Raw genomic sequence first — 16,105 nt, forward strand, 5'->3', positions numbered from 1 at the left:
CGTACGACAACGGCGGTGGCGGCTTCCGGGGAAGCCGCCACCGCCGTCGTACGAGGGGCGTCAGTAGGACGAACCGCCCGCGCCCAGCGAACCCGTGGGGTGCCAGACGGTCTTCGTCTCCAGGAAGGCCAGCAGGCGCTTGGTGCCCGGGTCGGCGGACCAGTCCACAGCCTGTGGACGGACGACGCGCTTGAGGTTGTCCGCGGCGGCGACCTCCAGCTCCTTCGCCAGGGCGGCGTCGGCACCGGCCAGGTCGATCGCGTTGACGTCCTGGTGCGCGGCGAGCGACGGGAAGATCTCCGCGGCCTTGCCGGACAGGACGTTGACGACGCCACCGGGCACGTCGGACGTGGCCAGCACCTCGCCCAGCGACAGCGCGGGCAGCGGCGCCTTCTCGGAGGCGACGACGACCACCGTGTTGCCGCCGGCGATCACCGGGGCGATCACGGAGACCAGGCCCAGGAACGAGGAGTCCTGCGGCGCCACGACGGCCACCACACCGGTCGGCTCGGGGGCGGAGACGTTGAAGAACGGCCCGGCGACGGGGTTGGCGCCCCCGGCGATCTGGGCGATCTTGTCGGTCCACCCGGCGTACCAGACCCAGCGGTCGATCGCGGCGTCCACCTGGGCCGCGGCCTTGGCCTTCGACAGGCCCTCGGCGTCGGCGACCTCGGCGACGAACTGGTCGCGGCGGCCCTCCAGCATCTCGGCGACGCGGTAGAGGACCTGACCACGGTTGTACGCGGTCGCGCCCGACCAGGCGCCGACGGCCTTGCGGGCCGCGACGACGGCGTCCCGGGCGTCCTTGCGCGAGGACAGCGGGGCGTTGGCGAGCCAGTTGCCCTTCGAGTCGGTCACCTCGTACACCCGCCCGCTCTCGGACCGGGGGAACTTGCCCCCGACGAACAGCTTGTAGGTCTTGAAGACACTGAGCCGATCAGACATCGAGGTAGGCCTCCAGACCGTGCCGGCCGCCCTCGCGACCGAAGCCCGACTCCTTGTACCCACCGAACGGCGAAGTCGGATCGAACTTGTTGAACGTGTTGGCCCAGACGACGCCCGCACGCAGCTTGTCGGCGACCGCCAGCATGCGCGAGCCCTTCTCCGTCCAGATGCCCGCCGACAGCCCGTACTGGCTGTTGTTGGCCTTCGCGACGGCCTCGGCGGGCGTACGGAAGGACAGCACGGACAGCACCGGGCCGAAGATCTCCTCGCGGGCGATGCGGTGCGCCTGGGTGACGTTCGTGAAGAGCGTCGGGGCGAACCAGTAGCCGTTGCCCGGCAGCTCGCACGCCGGGGCCCAGCGCTCGGCGCCCTCGGCGACGCCGCTGTCGGCCAGCTCGGTGATCCGGGCCAGCTGCTCGGCGGAGTTGATCGCACCGACGTCGGTGTTCTTGTCGAGCGGGTCGCCCACGCGCAGGGTGGACATGCGGCGCTTGAGGGCGTCCAGCAGCTCGTCCTGGATCGACTCCTGGACGAGCAGGCGGGAGCCGGCGCAGCAGACCTGGCCCTGGTTGAAGAAGATGCCGTTGACGATGCCCTCGACCGCCTGGTCGATCGGCGCGTCGTCGAAGACGATGTTGGCGCCCTTGCCGCCCAGCTCCAGGGTCAGCTTCTTGTCCGTACCGGCGACGGTACGGGCGATCTGCTTGCCGACCGCGGTCGAGCCGGTGAAGGCCACCTTGTCGACGCCCTCGTGCCCGACGAGCGCGGCCCCGGTCGAGCCGTCGCCTGTGAGGATGTTGACGACACCCTTCGGCAGGCCCGCCTGACGGCAGATGTCCGCGAAGAACAGCGCCGACAGCGGCGTGGTCTCGGCGGGCTTGAGCACGACCGTGTTGCCCGCGGCCAGCGCCGGGGCGATCTTCCACGCCAGCATCAGCAGCGGGAAGTTCCACGGGATGACCTGGCCGGCGACACCCAGCGGCTTCGGGTTCGGCCCGAAACCGGCGTGCTCCAGCTTGTCGGCCCAGCCCGCGTAGTAGAAGAAGTGCGCGGCGACCAGCGGGAGGTCCGCGTCGCGGGTCTCCTTGATCGGCTTGCCGTTGTCGAGCGTCTCCAGGACGGCCAGCTCGCGGGAGCGCTCCTGGATGATCCGGGCGATCCGGAAGAGGTACTTGGCGCGCTCGGAGCCCGGCAGCGCCGACCACTTCTCGAACGCCTTGCGGGCGGCCTTCACCGCCGCGTCGACGTCCTCGGCGGACGCCTGCGCGACCTCGGAGAGGACCTCCTCGGTCGACGGCGAGACGGTCTTGAAGACCTTGCCGTCGGACGCCTCGCGGAACTCGCCGTCGATGAACAGCCCGTAGGACGGGGCGATGTCGACGACCGCGCGCGACTCGGGCGCCGGTGCGTATTCAAAAGCCATGGTCAGTCCACCGTCACGTAGTCGGGACCGGAGTAGCGCCCGGTGCTCAGCTTCTGGCGCTGCATCAGCAGGTCGTTGAGCAGGCTGGAGGCCCCGAAACGGAACCACTCGTTGGTCAGCCACTCCTCGCCGACGGTCTCGTTCACCAGCACCAGGAACTTGAGCGCGTCCTTGGTGGTGCGGATGCCGCCGGCCGGCTTCACACCGACCTGGACGCCGGTGGCGTCGCGGAAGTCGCGCACGGCCTCCAGCATCAGCAGCGTGTTCGCCGGGGTGGCGTTGACGGCCACCTTGCCGGTCGAGGTCTTGATGAAGTCGGCACCGGCCAGCATGCCCAGCCAGGAGGCGCGGCGGATGTTGTCGTACGTCGACAGCTCGCCGGTCTCGAAGATGACCTTCAGGCGGGCGGCGGAGCCGTCCTCGCGCCGGCAGGCGTCCTTGACGGCCTTGATCTCCTCGAAGACCTTCAGGTAGTGGCCGGAGAGGAACGCACCGCGGTCGATCACCATGTCGATCTCGTGCGCCCCGGCGGCGACCGCGTCCCGGGTGTCGGCCAGCTTCACCGGCAGGGCCGCACGGCCCGCGGGGAAGGCGGTCGCGACGGAGGCCACCTTCACGTCCGAACCGCGCACGGCCTCGGCCGCGGTGGCCACCATGTCGGGGTAGACGCAGACGGCGGCCGTGCGGGGGGTGCCGCGGTCGGTCGGGTCGGGGTTGAGGGCCTTGGCGGCCAGCGCCCGGACCTTGCCCGGGGTGTCCGCGCCCTCCAGGGTCGTCAGGTCGATCATCGAGATCGCCAGGTCGATGGCGTACGCCTTCGCCGTCGTCTTGATCGAGCGCGTGCCCAGCGCCGCGGCGCGGGCCTCCAGCCCGACCGGGTCGACGCCCGGAAGGCCGTGCAGGAAGCGGCGCAGCGCGGCGTCGGAGGCGGTGACGTCCGCCATCGATGCCAGTCGCTCAGCGGCTTCGTTGCCGGATGAGGGGACTGTTGTTTGAGCCTGCGTGGTCACCAGATGAGCATATCTACGCGCGTAGCGCATGTCATCCCCCTGCCCTTGATCGACATTTGATCGGCTCTTGATCGATGTCCGATCAGGTTGCGGCGCGATTGCTTCCACTTCCTGTCGATGTTCAGTGACAAAAGACGGAAAGTCCGATCACAACCGATCCATAACGTAGTTCTCAGCAGAACCGCCCGACCTCTCCGGCCCCACCCGAAGCGAGGGAAGCGGCATGCGAATCCCAATCGACCAGGCCCGACCAGCCAGGAGTCCAGCATGTCAGCTTTTGTTCCCCAGCGCCGCCGCCGTACCGCCGCCGCGGTCCGCGTAGCCCTCACCTCCGCCGCGCTCGCCTCCGCCGTCCTGGCACCGGCGACCGCCGCGTTCGCCATGGACCCGGCGGCGCCCTCGCCGGTCCCCAGCGCCCCGGCCACGAAGCCGGCCCAGCCGACGCTCCCCGCGCCGACGAAGCCGGCGGACCCCACGGCGCCGGCCTCGACCGCGCCCACCGCGCCCACCGCGCCAACCACCGGGGCGCAGCCGAGCGCGCCGGCGAAGGGCGAGCCGACGACGCCGTCGCAGGGCGGCAGGGAAACGGGCAAGGCTGATCCGAAGTCGAGCGCGGGGACGCAGGTCGGCACGGAGATGCTGGCCAACGGGGCGGTGGTCCGTGTTTACAAGCTCGGGTCCAACCACTACATCGCCAAGGTCTCGCCCAGCGAGACGAACAGCACGGTCGTCGAGACCATCGTCGCCGACGGCAAGGACGGCTTCGGCGAGTACAAGGGTCAGATCATCCGGCTGCGTGCCACCGACGGCGAAGTCATCGCCTGGACCGACAAGGCCGGCAACGGCAGGGGCGGCGGCGGCCAGGGTCCCGTCACCAAGGCCGGCGAGGAGGCCGCCCGGTGCCGGGTGGTCAAGGAGGTCGTCGTCGGCCCCGACGCCACCGCTGTCCTCATGAACGACCAGGAGGGTCCGAAGGCCGGCTTCAAGGACCACGACGGCGAGCAGTTCGGGGGCTGGCTCGACCGCAAGCACCCGCAGCAAGGCAGCAGCTTCAAGATCATCGACGCCTCCACCTCGCACCCGAAGCTGTGGGTGAAGCTGCAGGGCGGCGGCATGCCGGCCTCGACCTACGACTTCCCGGCCCTCCCCGCCGGCTGTGACACCGGCACCGCCGGCACCGCCACCGGCGCCAAGGCCAACGGTGGCAGCACCGGCACCGTGTCGGCCGCCGGGGCCCAGACCAAGGTCACCCCGCAGGGCGGCGTCGCCGCCGGTGCGGAGGGTGTCGGCCAGGGCGACGACACCGCCCTCCTCGCGGGCGGCGGTGCGCTGGCCGCTGCCGGCGCGGCCGGGCTCGGCTTCGCGGTGCTGTACCGCCGCCGGGCCGCCGTGGGCGCCAACTCCTGAACCTCCTGAACCCCTGTGAGCGGGCCGCTGTCCTCGGACAGCGGCCCGCTTCGCGTTGTCCGCGCCGAACTTGGTCGGTTTCGGCCGATCGCTGTTGATGTTCCGTGACAAAAACCCGAAAGACCGATCACAGATGATCGTTAATGTTTTCTTCAGCAGCTCCGCCCGACCTCTCCGGCTCATCCGAATCAAGAGGGAAGCGGCATGCGAACTTCCCACCGACCAGGCCCGACCAGCCAGGAGTCCAGCATGTCCAAGTCCCCGCGTCGCCGTCACGCCCTGCGCGTCGCCATCACCTCCGCCGCACTCGCCTCCGCCGTCCTGGCGCCGGCCGCTGCCGCCTTCGCCATGGACCCGGGCGCCTCCACGCCGACCGTCCCCGCGGCGAAGCCGACGAAGCCGGCCGAGCCGACGGTTCCGACGGCGTCGACGGCGCCGACCACCGGCACCCAGCCCTCGGCCAAGCCGAGCGCTCCCGTGCCGAGCGCTCCCGCGAAGGACGGCAAGGAGACGGGCAAGGCGAGCCCGAGCGCTGCGCCGTCGGCGAGCAGGCCGGCGGACGGCAAGAACGGTGACGCGGAGGCCAACGAGCTCGGCACCTGGCGGTTCGTGGCGCAGCTGCGCGACGGAAGCAGCGGGAACGTCTACCAGTCCGCCCGCGGGGCCTACAACCTGGAGATCGTCCACAAGGGCGAGCGCATCGTCATCAAGGGCGCCCGCGGCGTCGTCATCCGGCAGATCGGCACCATGGTGGTCACCTTCGACGCCACCACGGGCGAGCTCACCTCGCGCCTGACGGCCTCCTCCCAGGGCCAGGGCGACGGCACCTCCGCGCAGAAGAACAAGAGCGGTGCCGGCCGGTTCGAGGGCACGGCGGTCTCCATCGGCAAGGGCCTGGTCGCGGTCCTCCGTTACGACCCGGCCAACGGCAGCGCCGAGGCCTGGATCCGCAACGTCGGCCCGGACTGGAAGCCGGGTGACCCGTACATCCAGCACGTGGCCGCGCTGCTCAACCGCGACAACGTCAGCGAAACGGTCGAGGGCCTGAACCTGAGCCTGGAGGGCGTCGACGGCCCCCACCCCGTCCTGCTCGTGAACGGCAAGGCGTACGCCTTCCCGGCCAAGGCCACGGGCGGCAGCACCGCCGCCGGTGCGACCGGTGTGAAGGCCAACGGCGGCACCACCGGCGTGGTCTCGGCCGCCGCCCAGACCAAGGTCATGCCGCAGGGCGGTGTCGCCGCCGGTGCGGAGGGTGTGCGCGAGGGCAACGACACCGCGCTGCTCGCCGCCGGTGGCGCCCTCGCCTCGGTCAGCGCCGCCGGTGTGGCGTTCGCCGTCCTGCGCCGCCGCGCGGACCGCTCCGCCGTCTGATCCGCACCATCAGGACCCCGAGGCGGGCCGCCCCATCAACGGGCGGCCCGCCCTTCGTGCCCGACAGGAGCCCCCGCATGACGCTGCTCTCCCGCTCCCGCGCCCGGCGGGTCGCCACGGCCGGGCTGCTCGTCGCCGCCCTCGGCGGCGGACTCGCCGCCTGCGGCGGCTCCGACGTGCCCAAGGCCGGCGCCCACGTCGCGGCGACCACGGCGGCCCGGCCCGCCTCGGACGTCGCCGCCCTCGCCGCCTCCAAGCCCGTACGCGTCCGGGTGCCCGCGGCCGGCGTCGACGCGAGCCCCATCCTCGACCTCGGACTCACCGACGACGGCACCGTCGAGGTGCCCTCCGTCGCCCAGGCCGACCGCATCGGCTGGTACGACAAGGGCGTCACGCCCGGGGAGACCGGGCCGGCCGTGCTCATCGGCCACTACGACACCGCCGAGGGCCCCGCCGTCCTCAAGGACGTCGCCCGCATCAAGGCCGGCGACCCCGTCGTCGTCACCCGCGCCGACGGCTCCACGGCCACCTTCACCGTCCGCGAGCTGCAGCAGGTCGACAAGAAGAACTTCCCCACGCAGAAGGTGTACGGCAACACCACCCGCCCCGAACTGCGCATCATCACCTGCGGCGGCGACCTGCGCGACGGGCACCGGCCCGACAACATCGTCATCTACGCCGACCTGACCGCGACGACGAAGGCCACGTCCTAGCCGTTGCCTTACCGCAACGTCCGCCCTGCCTGCCGTCGGGCAGAATCGGCCCCATGACCAGCTCCAGCTCCCCCCAGGCCCCGGACGTCGCCGAGCGCTCCTACCGCTCGCCCGCGGGCATCGCCGGCGGCATCCTGCTGCTCGGCCTGGCCGCCTGGCTGGGCGGCGACGCGATGCTGCGCGGCACCGGCAACACGCCGTGGCTCGCGCTCGCGGCCCTCATCTTCGTGGTGCCGCTGATCATCGCCTTCACGCTGCGTCCCGCCGTGTGGGCCGGTACGGAGCGCCTGCTCATCCGCAACCCCTTCCGCACGATCACGCTGCCGTGGGGGTGCGTCGAGGGGGTGCGGGCCGGTTACTCCAGCGAGGTGTTCGCCGGCGGTACGAAGTACCAGCTGTGGGCCATCCCTGTTTCCTTGCGCCAGCGCAAGCGTGCTGCGCGCACGGCGGCGCGGGATGCGGCCACCGATGTGACGGGACGGGCGTCGGTGACGGCCGCGCCGCTGCGGGCGCCCTCCGACCAGGCGATCGACGACCTCCGCGAGCTCGCGGAGCGGGGCGCCTCGCGGGAGGGGGTGCCCTCGGTGCGCTGGGCGTACGAGGTCATCGCGCCCGCTGCGGTGGGCCTGGTGCTGCTCTGCGCGCTCGCCGCGGTGGGCTGAGCGGACGGCTTCGGCGCCCCGCAGGGGCGCGGGGAACTGCGCGATCAGCCACGACGCTCCCGCAGTCGAGGTTCCCGGGGCCGTGCACCGGACCCCTGGTGCTGTGCCTCGGCTGCAGGCCGTCGGTGGCTGAGCGCGCAGTTCCCCGCGCCCCTGCGGGGCGCCGTGGTGCTGCATGACGCAGATCTGCCGGACAGGCCCTACGGGGCTCAGCCGCCCGCAGGGCCCCGCATCCGCTGGGCGCGCCAGCGCGTCCGCGTCAGATGCCCGCGGCCCGCGCCATGTCCGTCTTCAGCCCCGCCAGCACCTCGTCCGCCCGGCGCCGCGCGTCACCGAGGTCCGCCGCCGAGGCGACCGGCACCACGACCTCCAGGTAGCACTTCAGCTTCGGCTCCGTGCCGCTCGGCCGCACGATCACCCGGGCACCCGCCACGTTGCCCGCCTCGTCGCCCGCCTCGTCGCCCGCCAGGGCGTACCGCAGGCCGTCGGTCGGCGGCAGGGACTCGGTGCCCTTCGTGAGGTCCTCCGCCGAGACCACGTGCAGCCCGGCCAGCACCGCCGGCGGCTGCTCGCGCAGCGTCCGCATCGCGGAGGCGATCAGGGACAGGTCCTCGACGCGCACCGACAGCTGGTCCGTGGCGTGCAGGCCGTGCTCGACCGCGAGGTCGTCCAGCAGGTCGCTCAGCGTCCGCCCGGACGCCTTGAGCTCCGCCGTCAGCTCCGCCACCAGCAGCGCGGCGGTGATGCCGTCCTTGTCGCGCACGCCCTCGGGGTCGACGCAGTAGCCCAGCGCCTCCTCGTAGGCGTAGCGCAGACCGTCCACGCGGGAGAGCCACTTGAAGCCGGTGAGCGTCTCCTCGTAGCCCGCCCCGGCCGCGGCGGCCGCGATGCGCGACAGCAGCGACGACGAGACGATCGTCGTCGCGAACGTGCCGCGGGCGCTCTTGTGCACCAGGTGCGTGGCCAGCAGCGCGCCCACCTCGTCGCCGCGCAGCATGCGCCAGCCCTCGACCGTGTCCGGGGCCGGGACGGCCACCGCGCAGCGGTCGGCGTCGGGGTCGTTGGCGATGATGATGTCGGGCGTCTCGCCGCGCGCCGCGGCCTCGCGGGCGGTGGCGAAGGCCAGGTCCATCGCGCCCGGCTCCTCCGGGTTGGGGAAGGCCACCGTCGGGAAGTCCGGGTCGGGCTCGGCCTGCGCGGCGACCACGGTCGGCGCCGGGAAGCCGGCGCGGGCGAACGCGGCGGTCAGCACGTCGCGGCCGACGCCGTGCATCGGCGTGTAGACGACGCGCGCGTCGCGCGGCGAGCCACCGGTCAGGACGGCGTCGGTACGGGCGAGGTAGGCGCCGACGACGTCGTCCTCGCTCAGCGTCTCCCAGCCGGACTCGGCGCGCGGCACGTCGTTCAGCGAGGCGATGGCCGCGATCTCGGCGGCGATGCCGGCGTCGGCCGGCGGCACGATCTGCGAGCCGTCGCCGAGGTAGACCTTGTAGCCGTTGTCGCGCGGCGGGTTGTGGCTGGCCGTGACCTCGATGCCGGCCACGGCGCCGAGGTGGCGGATGGCGAAGGCCAGGACGGGCGTCGGCAGCGGCTTCGGCAGCAGCGCGGCCTTCAGGCCGGCGCCCACCATCACGGCGGCGGTGTCGCGGGCGAAGTCCGCGGACTTGTAGCGGGCGTCGTAGCCGATGACGACGGTGCCCTCGCCGTGGCCCTGCTTCTTGAGGTACGCGGCGAGACCCGCGGCGGCGCGAATGACGACGGCGCGGTTCATGCGCATCGGGCCGGCGCCGAGCTCACCGCGCAGGCCGGCGGTGCCGAACTGCAGGGTGCCGGCGAAGCGGGCGCCGAGCTCGGCGAGGTCGCCGGCTTCGATGAGCGCCGCGAGCTCGTCGCGGGTCTCGGGGTCGGGGTCCTCGGCGAGCCAGGTCCTGGCCTGGGCGATGAGGTCGTCTCGCTCCACGTCTTTCCTCCGGAGGTTTCGGGGTGCGGTGCGCCTGCGGTGCGGGTGCGCATGTGCGCGGTGCGTCGGGGCCGGGGCGGGACGGGCCCCTCTGGGGGCTGGATTATTTACGGCAACGGTCAGCCGTTCAGGTTGCCCCGAACGCCGCCGCAAATAACCCTTACGCCCCCTGCCGGGGCCCGTCCCGCCCCGCCCCCTCCCGCGGTCGGGCGGCTGACGGCGGCTGGGCGCTTCCGGGTGATCGGGCGGGTGGGCGGGCGCGTCACGCGCCGAAGGCGCGTGCACCCGACGGCGCCGCAGCCGAAAACGCCCCGCGCCGGAGGCGAAGGCGCCCCCGGCACGGGATGGGTGACCGGGAAGGTCAGAGCTTCGGCAGGACCTGCGCGAGCAGGGAGCCCATGCGCGCAGCCGAGTCGCGGCCGGCCTGCAGGACTTCCTCGTGGTTGAGGGGCTCGCCGGTCATGCCCGCGGCCAGGTTCGTGACCAGGGAGATGCCGAGGACCTCGGCACCGGCCTCGCGGGCCGCGATGGCTTCCAGCGTGGTGGACATGCCCACGAGGTCGCCGCCGAGGGTGCGGACCATCTTGATCTCGGCCGGGGTCTCGTAGTGCGGGCCGGGGAGCTGGACGTAGACGCCCTCCTCGAGGGTCTCGTCCACCTCCTTGCACAGCGCGCGCAGGCGCGGCGAGTACAGGTCGGTGAGGTCGACGAAGTTGGCGCCGACGATCGGCGAGGTCGCCGTCATGTTGATGTGGTCGCTGATCAGCACCGGCTGGCCGGGGCGCATGCCGTCGCGCAGGCCGCCGCAGCCGTTGGTGAGGACGACGGTCTTGCAGCCGGCGGCGACGGAGGTGCGCACGCCGTGGACGACGGCGGCGACGCCGCGGCCCTCGTAGTAGTGGGTGCGGCCGAGGAAGACCAGGGCGCGCTTGTCGTTGATCTTGTACGACCGGACGGTGCCCGCGTGGCCCGCGACGGCGGCGGCCGAGAAGCCCGGCAGCTCGGTGACCGGGAACTCGATCTCGGGGGCACCGAGGGCCTCGGTGGCGGGAACCCAGCCGGAGCCCATGACCAGGGCGACGTCGTGGGTCTCGGCGCCCGTGAGCTCGCGCAGGCGGGCGGCGGCGGCGTCGGCGGCGGCGTACGGGTCGGCCTGGATGTCGGGGGTAAGCGAAGCGTTCACGCGGACGAGGGTAACCGGTCGACGCCTACGCGCGTAGATGTCTCAGGTGACGGTATCCCGATTGTTGCTTTGTGTTTTGTGACGAAATGAGGCCGTCACGCTGGGCACACGATCAGCACGGGCGCTTGCGGATCTCCATGACGTAGTCGTGCGGCGCCCCGGCGGATTCCGCGGCGTCGGCGATCTCGCCGAGGTAGCGGGCGGAGGGCAGGCCGCCCTCGTAGCCGTTGAGCACGTAGGCCCAGGCCGCCTCCTCGCCGTCGAGAGTGTGCACCCTCACACGCATGCGGCGGTAGACCTCCATGCCGACGCCCTCCCAACGGTCCATCGACTCCTCGTCCATCGGAGCGATGTCGTAGAGGGCCACGAAGACCTGGGAGGCGGGGTCCTCGACGATGGTGGCCAGGGCGCCCTCCCAGCCCATCTGCTCGCCGCCGAAGGTGAGCCGCCAGCCGTTGAGCCAGCCCGTGCCGCGCAGCGGCGAGTGCGGGGCGCGGCGGGACATCAGCCGCGCGTCGAGGTTGCCGGCGTAAGCGGCGTAGAGCGACATGGTTCCGAGAGTACGGGAGTGAGGCGGAACGGCATTTGGGGTGGCAACCTCGAAGAGGGTTCGCGTGGAACTTTTCGCCGAAGCTCGCACGGATCGGCGGGCGATCCGGCAAGGGGGAGCCCCCGGAAGGAGCCGCTTTGATGGGTGCGGGACAATGGAGTACGTGACTCGGATCGTGATCATCGGTGGCGGACCCGGCGGCTACGAGGCGGCCCTGGTGGCCGCCCAGCTCGGCGCGGAGGTGACCGTCGTCGACTGCGACGGTCTGGGCGGGGCGTCGGTGCTGACCGACTGCGTGCCCTCGAAGACTCTCATCGCGACGGCCGAGGTGATGACGACCTTCGACTCCTCGTACGAGGAGCTGGGGATCATCGTCGCCGACGACACGCCGCCGCTGGAGCGGGCCGCCGGAGTGGTCGGCGTGGACCTGGGCAAGGTCAACCGCCGCGTGAAGCGCCTGGCGCTGGCCCAGTCGCACGACATCACCGCCTCCGTCACCCGTGCGGGCGGTCGCGTGCTGCGCGGTCGCGGCCGGCTGGAGGGGGAGCAGGCGGCGGACGGCTCCCGGCGGGTCGTGGTGCGCGCGGCGGACGGCTCGGAGGAGACGCTGGTCGCCGACGCGGTGCTGATCGCGACGGGCGGGCACCCGCGGGAGATCCCGGACGCGCTGCCCGACGGCGAGCGCATCCTGAACTGGACGCAGGTCTACGACCTCGACGAGCTCCCCGAGGAGCTCATCGTGGTGGGCTCCGGTGTGACCGGTGCCGAGTTCGCGGGCGCCTACCAGGCGCTGGGCTCGAAGGTGACGCTGGTCTCCAGCCGCGACCGGGTGCTGCCGGGCGAGGACCCGGACGCCGCGGCCGTGCTGGAGGACGTCTTCCGGCGCCGCGGCATGAACGTGATGGCGCGCTCCCGGGCGCAGTCCGCCAAGCGGGTGGGCGACCGGGTGGAGGTCACGCTGGCCGACGGCCGGGTGATCACCGGTACGCACTGCCTGATGGCGGTCGGCGCCATTCCCAACACCGCGGGCATCGGGCTGGAGGAGGCCGGGGTCCGGCTGAAGGACTCCGGGCACATCTGGACGGACAAGGTCTCGCGCACCACCGCGCCGGGCGTGTACGCGGCCGGCGACTGCACCGGCGTCTTCGCGCTGGCGTCCGTGGCGGCCATGCAGGGCCGGATCGCGATGTACCACTTCCTGGGCGATGCAGTGACTCCGCTCAATCTCAAGACGGTATCCGCGAACGTATTTACGGATCCGGAGATTGCGACGGTCGGGTACACCCAGGCCGATGTCGATGCCGGTCTGATTGACGCACGGGTCGTCAAGCTTCCGCTGCTGCGTAATCCCCGGGCGAAGATGCAGGGCATCCGCGACGGATTCGTGAAGATGTTCTGCCGCCCCGGTACGGGCATCGTCGTCGGTGGTGTCGTGGTGGCACCGCGGGCGAGCGAGCTCATTCATCCGATCTCGATCGCGGTCGACAACAATCTGACAGTCGAACAGATCGCCAATGCGTTCACCGTGTACCCGTCGCTGTCGGGTTCGATCGCCGAGGTGGCACGGCAGTTGCACACGAGGAAGACGCAGCGGGAGGCGTAGCCGGGACCCCCGGGACCTCACTCCTCATACCACTGGGCGGGTTGCGGCACGGACAACTTCCGTTAATTGCTGCAACCTGCTGAAAACAGATGGACGTTGGCGTTACTGTCGGTTTCGTGTTCGCTGCAGAACGTCGCCAATTGATCCTCGAAATGGTGCGGGCCAACGGAGCGGTATCGCTCCGTGAGCTCGCCCGCGTCGTCCAGACCTCAGAAGTGACCGTACGGCGGGACGTGCGGGCGCTGGAGGCCGAAGGACTGCTCGACCGCCGGCACGGCGGTGCGGTGCTGCCGGGCGGTTTCACCAGGGAGTCCGGCTTCCCGCAGAAATCCCATCTAGCGACCGCCGAGAAGACGGCCATCGCCGATCTCGCGGCGAGCTTCGTCGAGGAGGGCGAGGCCGTCGTCGTCGGCGCGGGTACCACCACCCAGGAGCTGGCCCGCCGGCTCGCCCGGGTGCCGGGCCTGACCGTGGTGACCAACTCCCTGCTCGTCGCCCAGGCCCTCGCCCATGCCAACCGGGTCGAGGTCGTGATGACCGGCGGCACGCTCAGAGGCTCGAACTACGCCCTGGTCGGCAGCGGCGCCGAGCAGTCCCTGCAGGGGCTGCGGGTCTCCCGCGCCTTCCTCTCCGGCAGCGGGCTGACCGCCGAGCGCGGGCTGTCCACGTCCAACATGCTCTCCGCGAGCGTGGACCGGGCGCTGGTGCAGGCCGCGGCGGAGGTCGTGGTGCTCGCAGACCACACCAAGCTCGGCACCGACACCATGTTCCAGACGGTGCCCACGGACGTGATCACCCGCCTGGTCACCGACGAGCCGCCCGCCCATGCCGACCGCGCGGCCACCGAGCTGCAGGCCCTGGCCGACCAGGGCGTGCACATCTCCGTGGCCGGCCACGGCACCGGCAACGGCTCCACGGGCGGCGGCCACGGCGACGCGGGGGTCGCCCCGGCCCGCCGGCGCGACGTCCCGCCCCTGCCGGGCCAGCGCCGCAGCCTCCCGCTGGGCCACGGGCAGCCGCCCGGCCCCGGGGGCGGCGCGCCGCCCGGAGCCCAGCTGCGCGGCGCCGTACCCCTGGGCGACCAGGCGACGGCACGCGTCGCCGACCTGGCACCGCGCCGCCGCTGAGGCCGTGCCCGGCGGATCCTGGTCATGCGGTCACGACGGCGCCCCGTCAGGGGCGCGGGGAACTGCGCGACAAGCCACGACGCGCCCGCGGACGGAGTGCCGTGCTGCGCCCGGGCCCCGGGGTGGCATCTCGGCTGCAGGCCGCCGGTGGCTGATCGCGCAGTTCCCCGCGCCCCTGGCGGGGCGCTGGCCCGGCGAGGGTGTCAGGGGCGGGCCTTCAGGCCGCGCAGTGTCAGCGTGAGCAGGCGGTCGGCCAACTCCGGGTCGTCCGGGGACTGTTCGACCGCCAGCGCGATGGCGTTGGTCAGCTGCATCACGTCGACGATGTCCACGTCCGGGCTGATGGCGCCCGCCTGCTGGGCCCGGGCGAGCAGCGCGCTGCCCGCCTCCCGCATGGGCAGGCTGCACCGCGTCATCGCGGACGCCTTGTCGGACTGGGCGGCCATCAGGGCCCGGGACAGGCCGCGGTAGGTGCTGGCGTGCGTCACGATGGCCCGCAGCCAGGCGACCAGGGCCCGGCACGGCTCGGGGGAGGCCAGCAGCTCGTGCGAGCGGGCCAGCAGCCCGTCCACCTCGCCCTGGAAGACGGCGCTCATCAGCGCCGTGCGGTTGGGGAAGTGCCGGTAGAGGGTGCCGATGCCGACGCCGGCCCGCCTGGCGATGTCCTCCAGCGAGGCGTCCGTGCCGTGCTTGGTGAACGCCGTACGGGCCTCCGCGAGCAGCCGCTCGTAGTTCCGTCGCGCGTCCGCCCGCATCGGTCGTGGTGACGTCCGCGCCGTATCGGTCGCCATGTACGTCCGTCCTCCCTCTCGGCCCCCGCGGGGTCAAGGATGCCATCAGTGGGGCCGAACGAGTGGGGCCCGGCCGATGCCTCGGCCGGGCCCCAGTGGTCACCTGGTGCGATCAGTCCTTGATCTCGCAGATCGCGGCACCCGAGGAGACCGAGGCGCCGACCTCGGCGGTGATGCCCTTGATCGTGCCGGTGCGGTGGGCGTTGATGGGCTGCTCCATCTTCATCGCCTCCAGCACGACGATCAGGTCGCCCTCGTTGACCTGCTGGCCCTCTTCCACGGCGACCTTGACGATGGTGCCTTGCATGGGGGAGGCGAGGGTGTCGCCGGTCAGGGCGGAGCCGGACTTCTTCGCGGCGCGGCGTTTGGGCTTGGCGCCGCCGGCGGCGGCGGTGCGGGCGAGGGTCATGCCCAGGGAGGCGGGCAGGGAGACTTCCAGGCGTTTGCCGCCGACCTCGACCACGACGGTCTCGCGGCCGCCTTCGCCGTCCTCGTCCTCCGTGCCGGCTGTTCCTGCATACGGGGGGATCTGGTTGTCGAATTCGGTTTCGATCCAGCGGGTGTGGACGTGGAAGGGGTCGTCGGTGAAGGCGGGGTCGGCGACGACGGCGCGGTGGAAGGGGATGGCGGTGGCCATGCCCTCGACCGTGAACTCCGCCAGAGCCCGCCGTGCCCGCTCCAGGGCCTGCTGGCGGGTGGCGCCGGTGACGATCAGCTTGGCGAGCAGGGAGTCCCAGGCCGGGCCGATCACGGAGCCGGATTCGACGCCGGCGTCGAGGCGGATGCCGGGGCCGGTGGGGGGTTCGAAGCGGGTGACGGTGCCGGGGGCGGGCAGGAAGCCGCGGCCCGGGTCCTCGCCGTTGATCCGGAACTCGAAGGAGTGCCCGCGCAGCGGCGGGTCGTCGTAGCCCAGGGCCTCGCCGTCGGCGATGCGGAACATCTCCCGTACCAGGTCCAGGCCGGTGACTTCCTCGGTGACGGGGTGTTCGACCTGCAGGCGGGTGTTGACCTCCAGGAAGGAGATCGTGCCGTCCTGTCCGACCAGGAACTCGCACGTGCCGGCGCCTTCGTAGCCGGCCTCGCGCAGGATGGCCTTGGAGGCGCGGTAGAGCTCGGCGTTCTGTTCCTCGGACAGGAACGGCGCCGGAGCCTCCTCCACGAGTTTCTGGTGGCGGCGCTGCAGGGAGCAGTCGCGGGTGGAGACCACCACGACGTTGCCGTGCTTGTCCGCCAGACACTGCGTTTCCACGTGGCGGGGGCGATCGAGGTAGCGCTCGACGAAGCACTCGCCGCGGCCGAAGGCGGCCACCGCTTCGCGGACGGCGGATTCGTAGAGCTCGGGGACCTCTTCCAGGGTCCG

At 72.2% G+C, this 16,105-nt stretch carries 14 protein-coding genes; 6 read left to right on the plus strand and 8 right to left on the minus strand.

What is annotated here, in order from left to right; all coding sequences use genetic code 11:
- Window positions 1-60: 60 nt before the first annotated feature.
- Genes AB0K17_RS28425 through deoC form a run of 3 tightly spaced genes read right to left on the minus strand, consistent with a single transcriptional unit; the run spans window position 61 to window position 3,312 of the window.
- Window positions 61-945 (minus strand): aldehyde dehydrogenase family protein, encoded by an 885-nt coding sequence (locus AB0K17_RS28425; RefSeq protein ID WP_365969505.1) that lies wholly within the window; start codon window positions 943-945, stop codon window positions 61-63.
- On the minus strand, window positions 938-2,368 hold the full coding sequence (locus AB0K17_RS28430) for an aldehyde dehydrogenase family protein (RefSeq protein WP_365969506.1): 1,431 nt from the start codon (window positions 2,366-2,368) through the stop codon (window positions 938-940). Before AB0K17_RS28430 ends, AB0K17_RS28425 begins: the two co-directional genes overlap by 8 nt.
- A gap of 2 nt (window positions 2,369-2,370) precedes the next feature.
- On the minus strand, window positions 2,371-3,312 hold the full coding sequence (deoC, locus tag AB0K17_RS28435; protein WP_365969508.1) for a deoxyribose-phosphate aldolase: 942 nt from the start codon (window positions 3,310-3,312) through the stop codon (window positions 2,371-2,373).
- A 333-nt stretch (window positions 3,313-3,645) separates the two neighbouring features.
- On the opposite strand from deoC, the gene AB0K17_RS28440 reads away from it, so the two are divergent.
- The 4 genes from AB0K17_RS28440 to AB0K17_RS28455 all read left to right on the plus strand — a co-directional run bounded on the left by AB0K17_RS28440 (window position 3,646) and on the right by AB0K17_RS28455 (window position 7,531).
- Window positions 3,646-4,785, plus strand: a complete 1,140-nt coding sequence (locus tag AB0K17_RS28440; protein ID WP_365984731.1) for a hypothetical protein — start codon at window positions 3,646-3,648, stop codon at window positions 4,783-4,785.
- Between the two features lie 249 nt (window positions 4,786-5,034).
- On the plus strand, window positions 5,035-6,156 hold the full coding sequence (locus AB0K17_RS28445) for a hypothetical protein (RefSeq protein ID WP_365984732.1): 1,122 nt from the start codon (window positions 5,035-5,037) through the stop codon (window positions 6,154-6,156).
- A gap of 77 nt (window positions 6,157-6,233) precedes the next feature.
- Window positions 6,234-6,869 carry a class F sortase gene (locus AB0K17_RS28450; RefSeq protein ID WP_365969511.1) on the plus strand — a complete coding sequence of 212 codons (636 nt, stop codon included), beginning with the start codon at window positions 6,234-6,236 and terminating at the stop codon, window positions 6,867-6,869.
- A gap of 53 nt (window positions 6,870-6,922) precedes the next feature.
- Window positions 6,923-7,531 (plus strand): PH domain-containing protein, encoded by a 609-nt coding sequence (locus AB0K17_RS28455; RefSeq protein ID WP_365984733.1) that lies wholly within the window; start codon window positions 6,923-6,925, stop codon window positions 7,529-7,531.
- Window positions 7,532-7,790: 259 nt separating this feature from the next.
- Here AB0K17_RS28455 and AB0K17_RS28460 read toward each other — a convergent pair whose 3' ends face one another.
- From AB0K17_RS28460 to AB0K17_RS28470, 3 genes are all read right to left on the minus strand, one after another.
- Window positions 7,791-9,491, minus strand: coding sequence for a phospho-sugar mutase (locus tag AB0K17_RS28460; RefSeq protein WP_365984734.1), 1,701 nt, complete (start codon window positions 9,489-9,491; stop codon window positions 7,791-7,793).
- A gap of 361 nt (window positions 9,492-9,852) precedes the next feature.
- Window positions 9,853-10,674: a purine-nucleoside phosphorylase gene (locus AB0K17_RS28465; protein WP_344432848.1), complete on the minus strand. Its 822-nt coding sequence runs from the start codon at window positions 10,672-10,674 to the stop codon at window positions 9,853-9,855.
- 112 nt (window positions 10,675-10,786) lie between these two features.
- Window positions 10,787-11,224 (minus strand): gamma-glutamylcyclotransferase, encoded by a 438-nt coding sequence (locus tag AB0K17_RS28470; protein WP_344432850.1) that lies wholly within the window; start codon window positions 11,222-11,224, stop codon window positions 10,787-10,789.
- Window positions 11,225-11,378: 154 nt separating this feature from the next.
- Between AB0K17_RS28470 and AB0K17_RS28475 the strand changes: the two genes are divergently transcribed.
- Window positions 11,379-12,827, plus strand: a complete 1,449-nt coding sequence (locus AB0K17_RS28475) for an NAD(P)H-quinone dehydrogenase (RefSeq protein WP_365969515.1) — start codon at window positions 11,379-11,381, stop codon at window positions 12,825-12,827.
- 89 nt (window positions 12,828-12,916) lie between these two features.
- Window positions 12,917-13,954 (plus strand): DeoR/GlpR family DNA-binding transcription regulator, encoded by a 1,038-nt coding sequence (locus tag AB0K17_RS28480; RefSeq protein ID WP_365984735.1) that lies wholly within the window; start codon window positions 12,917-12,919, stop codon window positions 13,952-13,954.
- 203 nt (window positions 13,955-14,157) lie between these two features.
- Here AB0K17_RS28480 and AB0K17_RS28485 read toward each other — a convergent pair whose 3' ends face one another.
- Together AB0K17_RS28485 and AB0K17_RS28490 are read right to left on the minus strand one after the other, a co-directional pair.
- Window positions 14,158-14,745: a helix-turn-helix domain-containing protein gene (locus tag AB0K17_RS28485; RefSeq protein WP_365984736.1), complete on the minus strand. Its 588-nt coding sequence runs from the start codon at window positions 14,743-14,745 to the stop codon at window positions 14,158-14,160.
- A 112-nt stretch (window positions 14,746-14,857) separates the two neighbouring features.
- Window positions 14,858-16,105 (minus strand): biotin/lipoyl-containing protein (locus AB0K17_RS28490; RefSeq protein WP_365984737.1); only part of this gene is annotated, 1,248 nt, incomplete at its 5' end.

This window comes from Streptomyces sp. NPDC049585 (assembly GCF_040675615.1).
Taxonomy (GTDB): domain Bacteria; phylum Actinomycetota; class Actinomycetes; order Streptomycetales; family Streptomycetaceae; genus Streptomyces; species Streptomyces luteosporeus.

What these genes read in the sequence shown, in the direction of transcription:
- AB0K17_RS28480 (WP_365984735.1), top strand. Translation starts at nt 12,917, where the DNA reads ATGGACGTTGGCGTTACTGTCGGTTTCGTGTTCGCTGCAGAACGTCGC.
- AB0K17_RS28475 (WP_365969515.1), top strand. Translation starts at nt 11,379, where the DNA reads ATGGAGTACGTGACTCGGATCGTGATCATCGGTGGCGGACCCGGCGGC.
- AB0K17_RS28485 (WP_365984736.1), bottom strand. Translation starts at nt 14,745, where the DNA reads ATGGCGACCGATACGGCGCGGACGTCACCACGACCGATGCGGGCGGAC.
- AB0K17_RS28455 (WP_365984733.1), top strand. Translation starts at nt 6,923, where the DNA reads ATGACCAGCTCCAGCTCCCCCCAGGCCCCGGACGTCGCCGAGCGCTCC.
- AB0K17_RS28445 (WP_365984732.1), top strand. Translation starts at nt 5,035, where the DNA reads ATGTCCAAGTCCCCGCGTCGCCGTCACGCCCTGCGCGTCGCCATCACC.
- deoC (WP_365969508.1), bottom strand. Translation starts at nt 3,312, where the DNA reads ATGGCGGACGTCACCGCCTCCGACGCCGCGCTGCGCCGCTTCCTGCAC.
- AB0K17_RS28430 (WP_365969506.1), bottom strand. Translation starts at nt 2,368, where the DNA reads ATGGCTTTTGAATACGCACCGGCGCCCGAGTCGCGCGCGGTCGTCGAC.
- AB0K17_RS28440 (WP_365984731.1), top strand. Translation starts at nt 3,646, where the DNA reads ATGTCAGCTTTTGTTCCCCAGCGCCGCCGCCGTACCGCCGCCGCGGTC.
- AB0K17_RS28470 (WP_344432850.1), bottom strand. Translation starts at nt 11,224, where the DNA reads ATGTCGCTCTACGCCGCTTACGCCGGCAACCTCGACGCGCGGCTGATG.
- AB0K17_RS28450 (WP_365969511.1), top strand. Translation starts at nt 6,234, where the DNA reads ATGACGCTGCTCTCCCGCTCCCGCGCCCGGCGGGTCGCCACGGCCGGG.
- AB0K17_RS28425 (WP_365969505.1), bottom strand. Translation starts at nt 945, where the DNA reads ATGTCTGATCGGCTCAGTGTCTTCAAGACCTACAAGCTGTTCGTCGGG.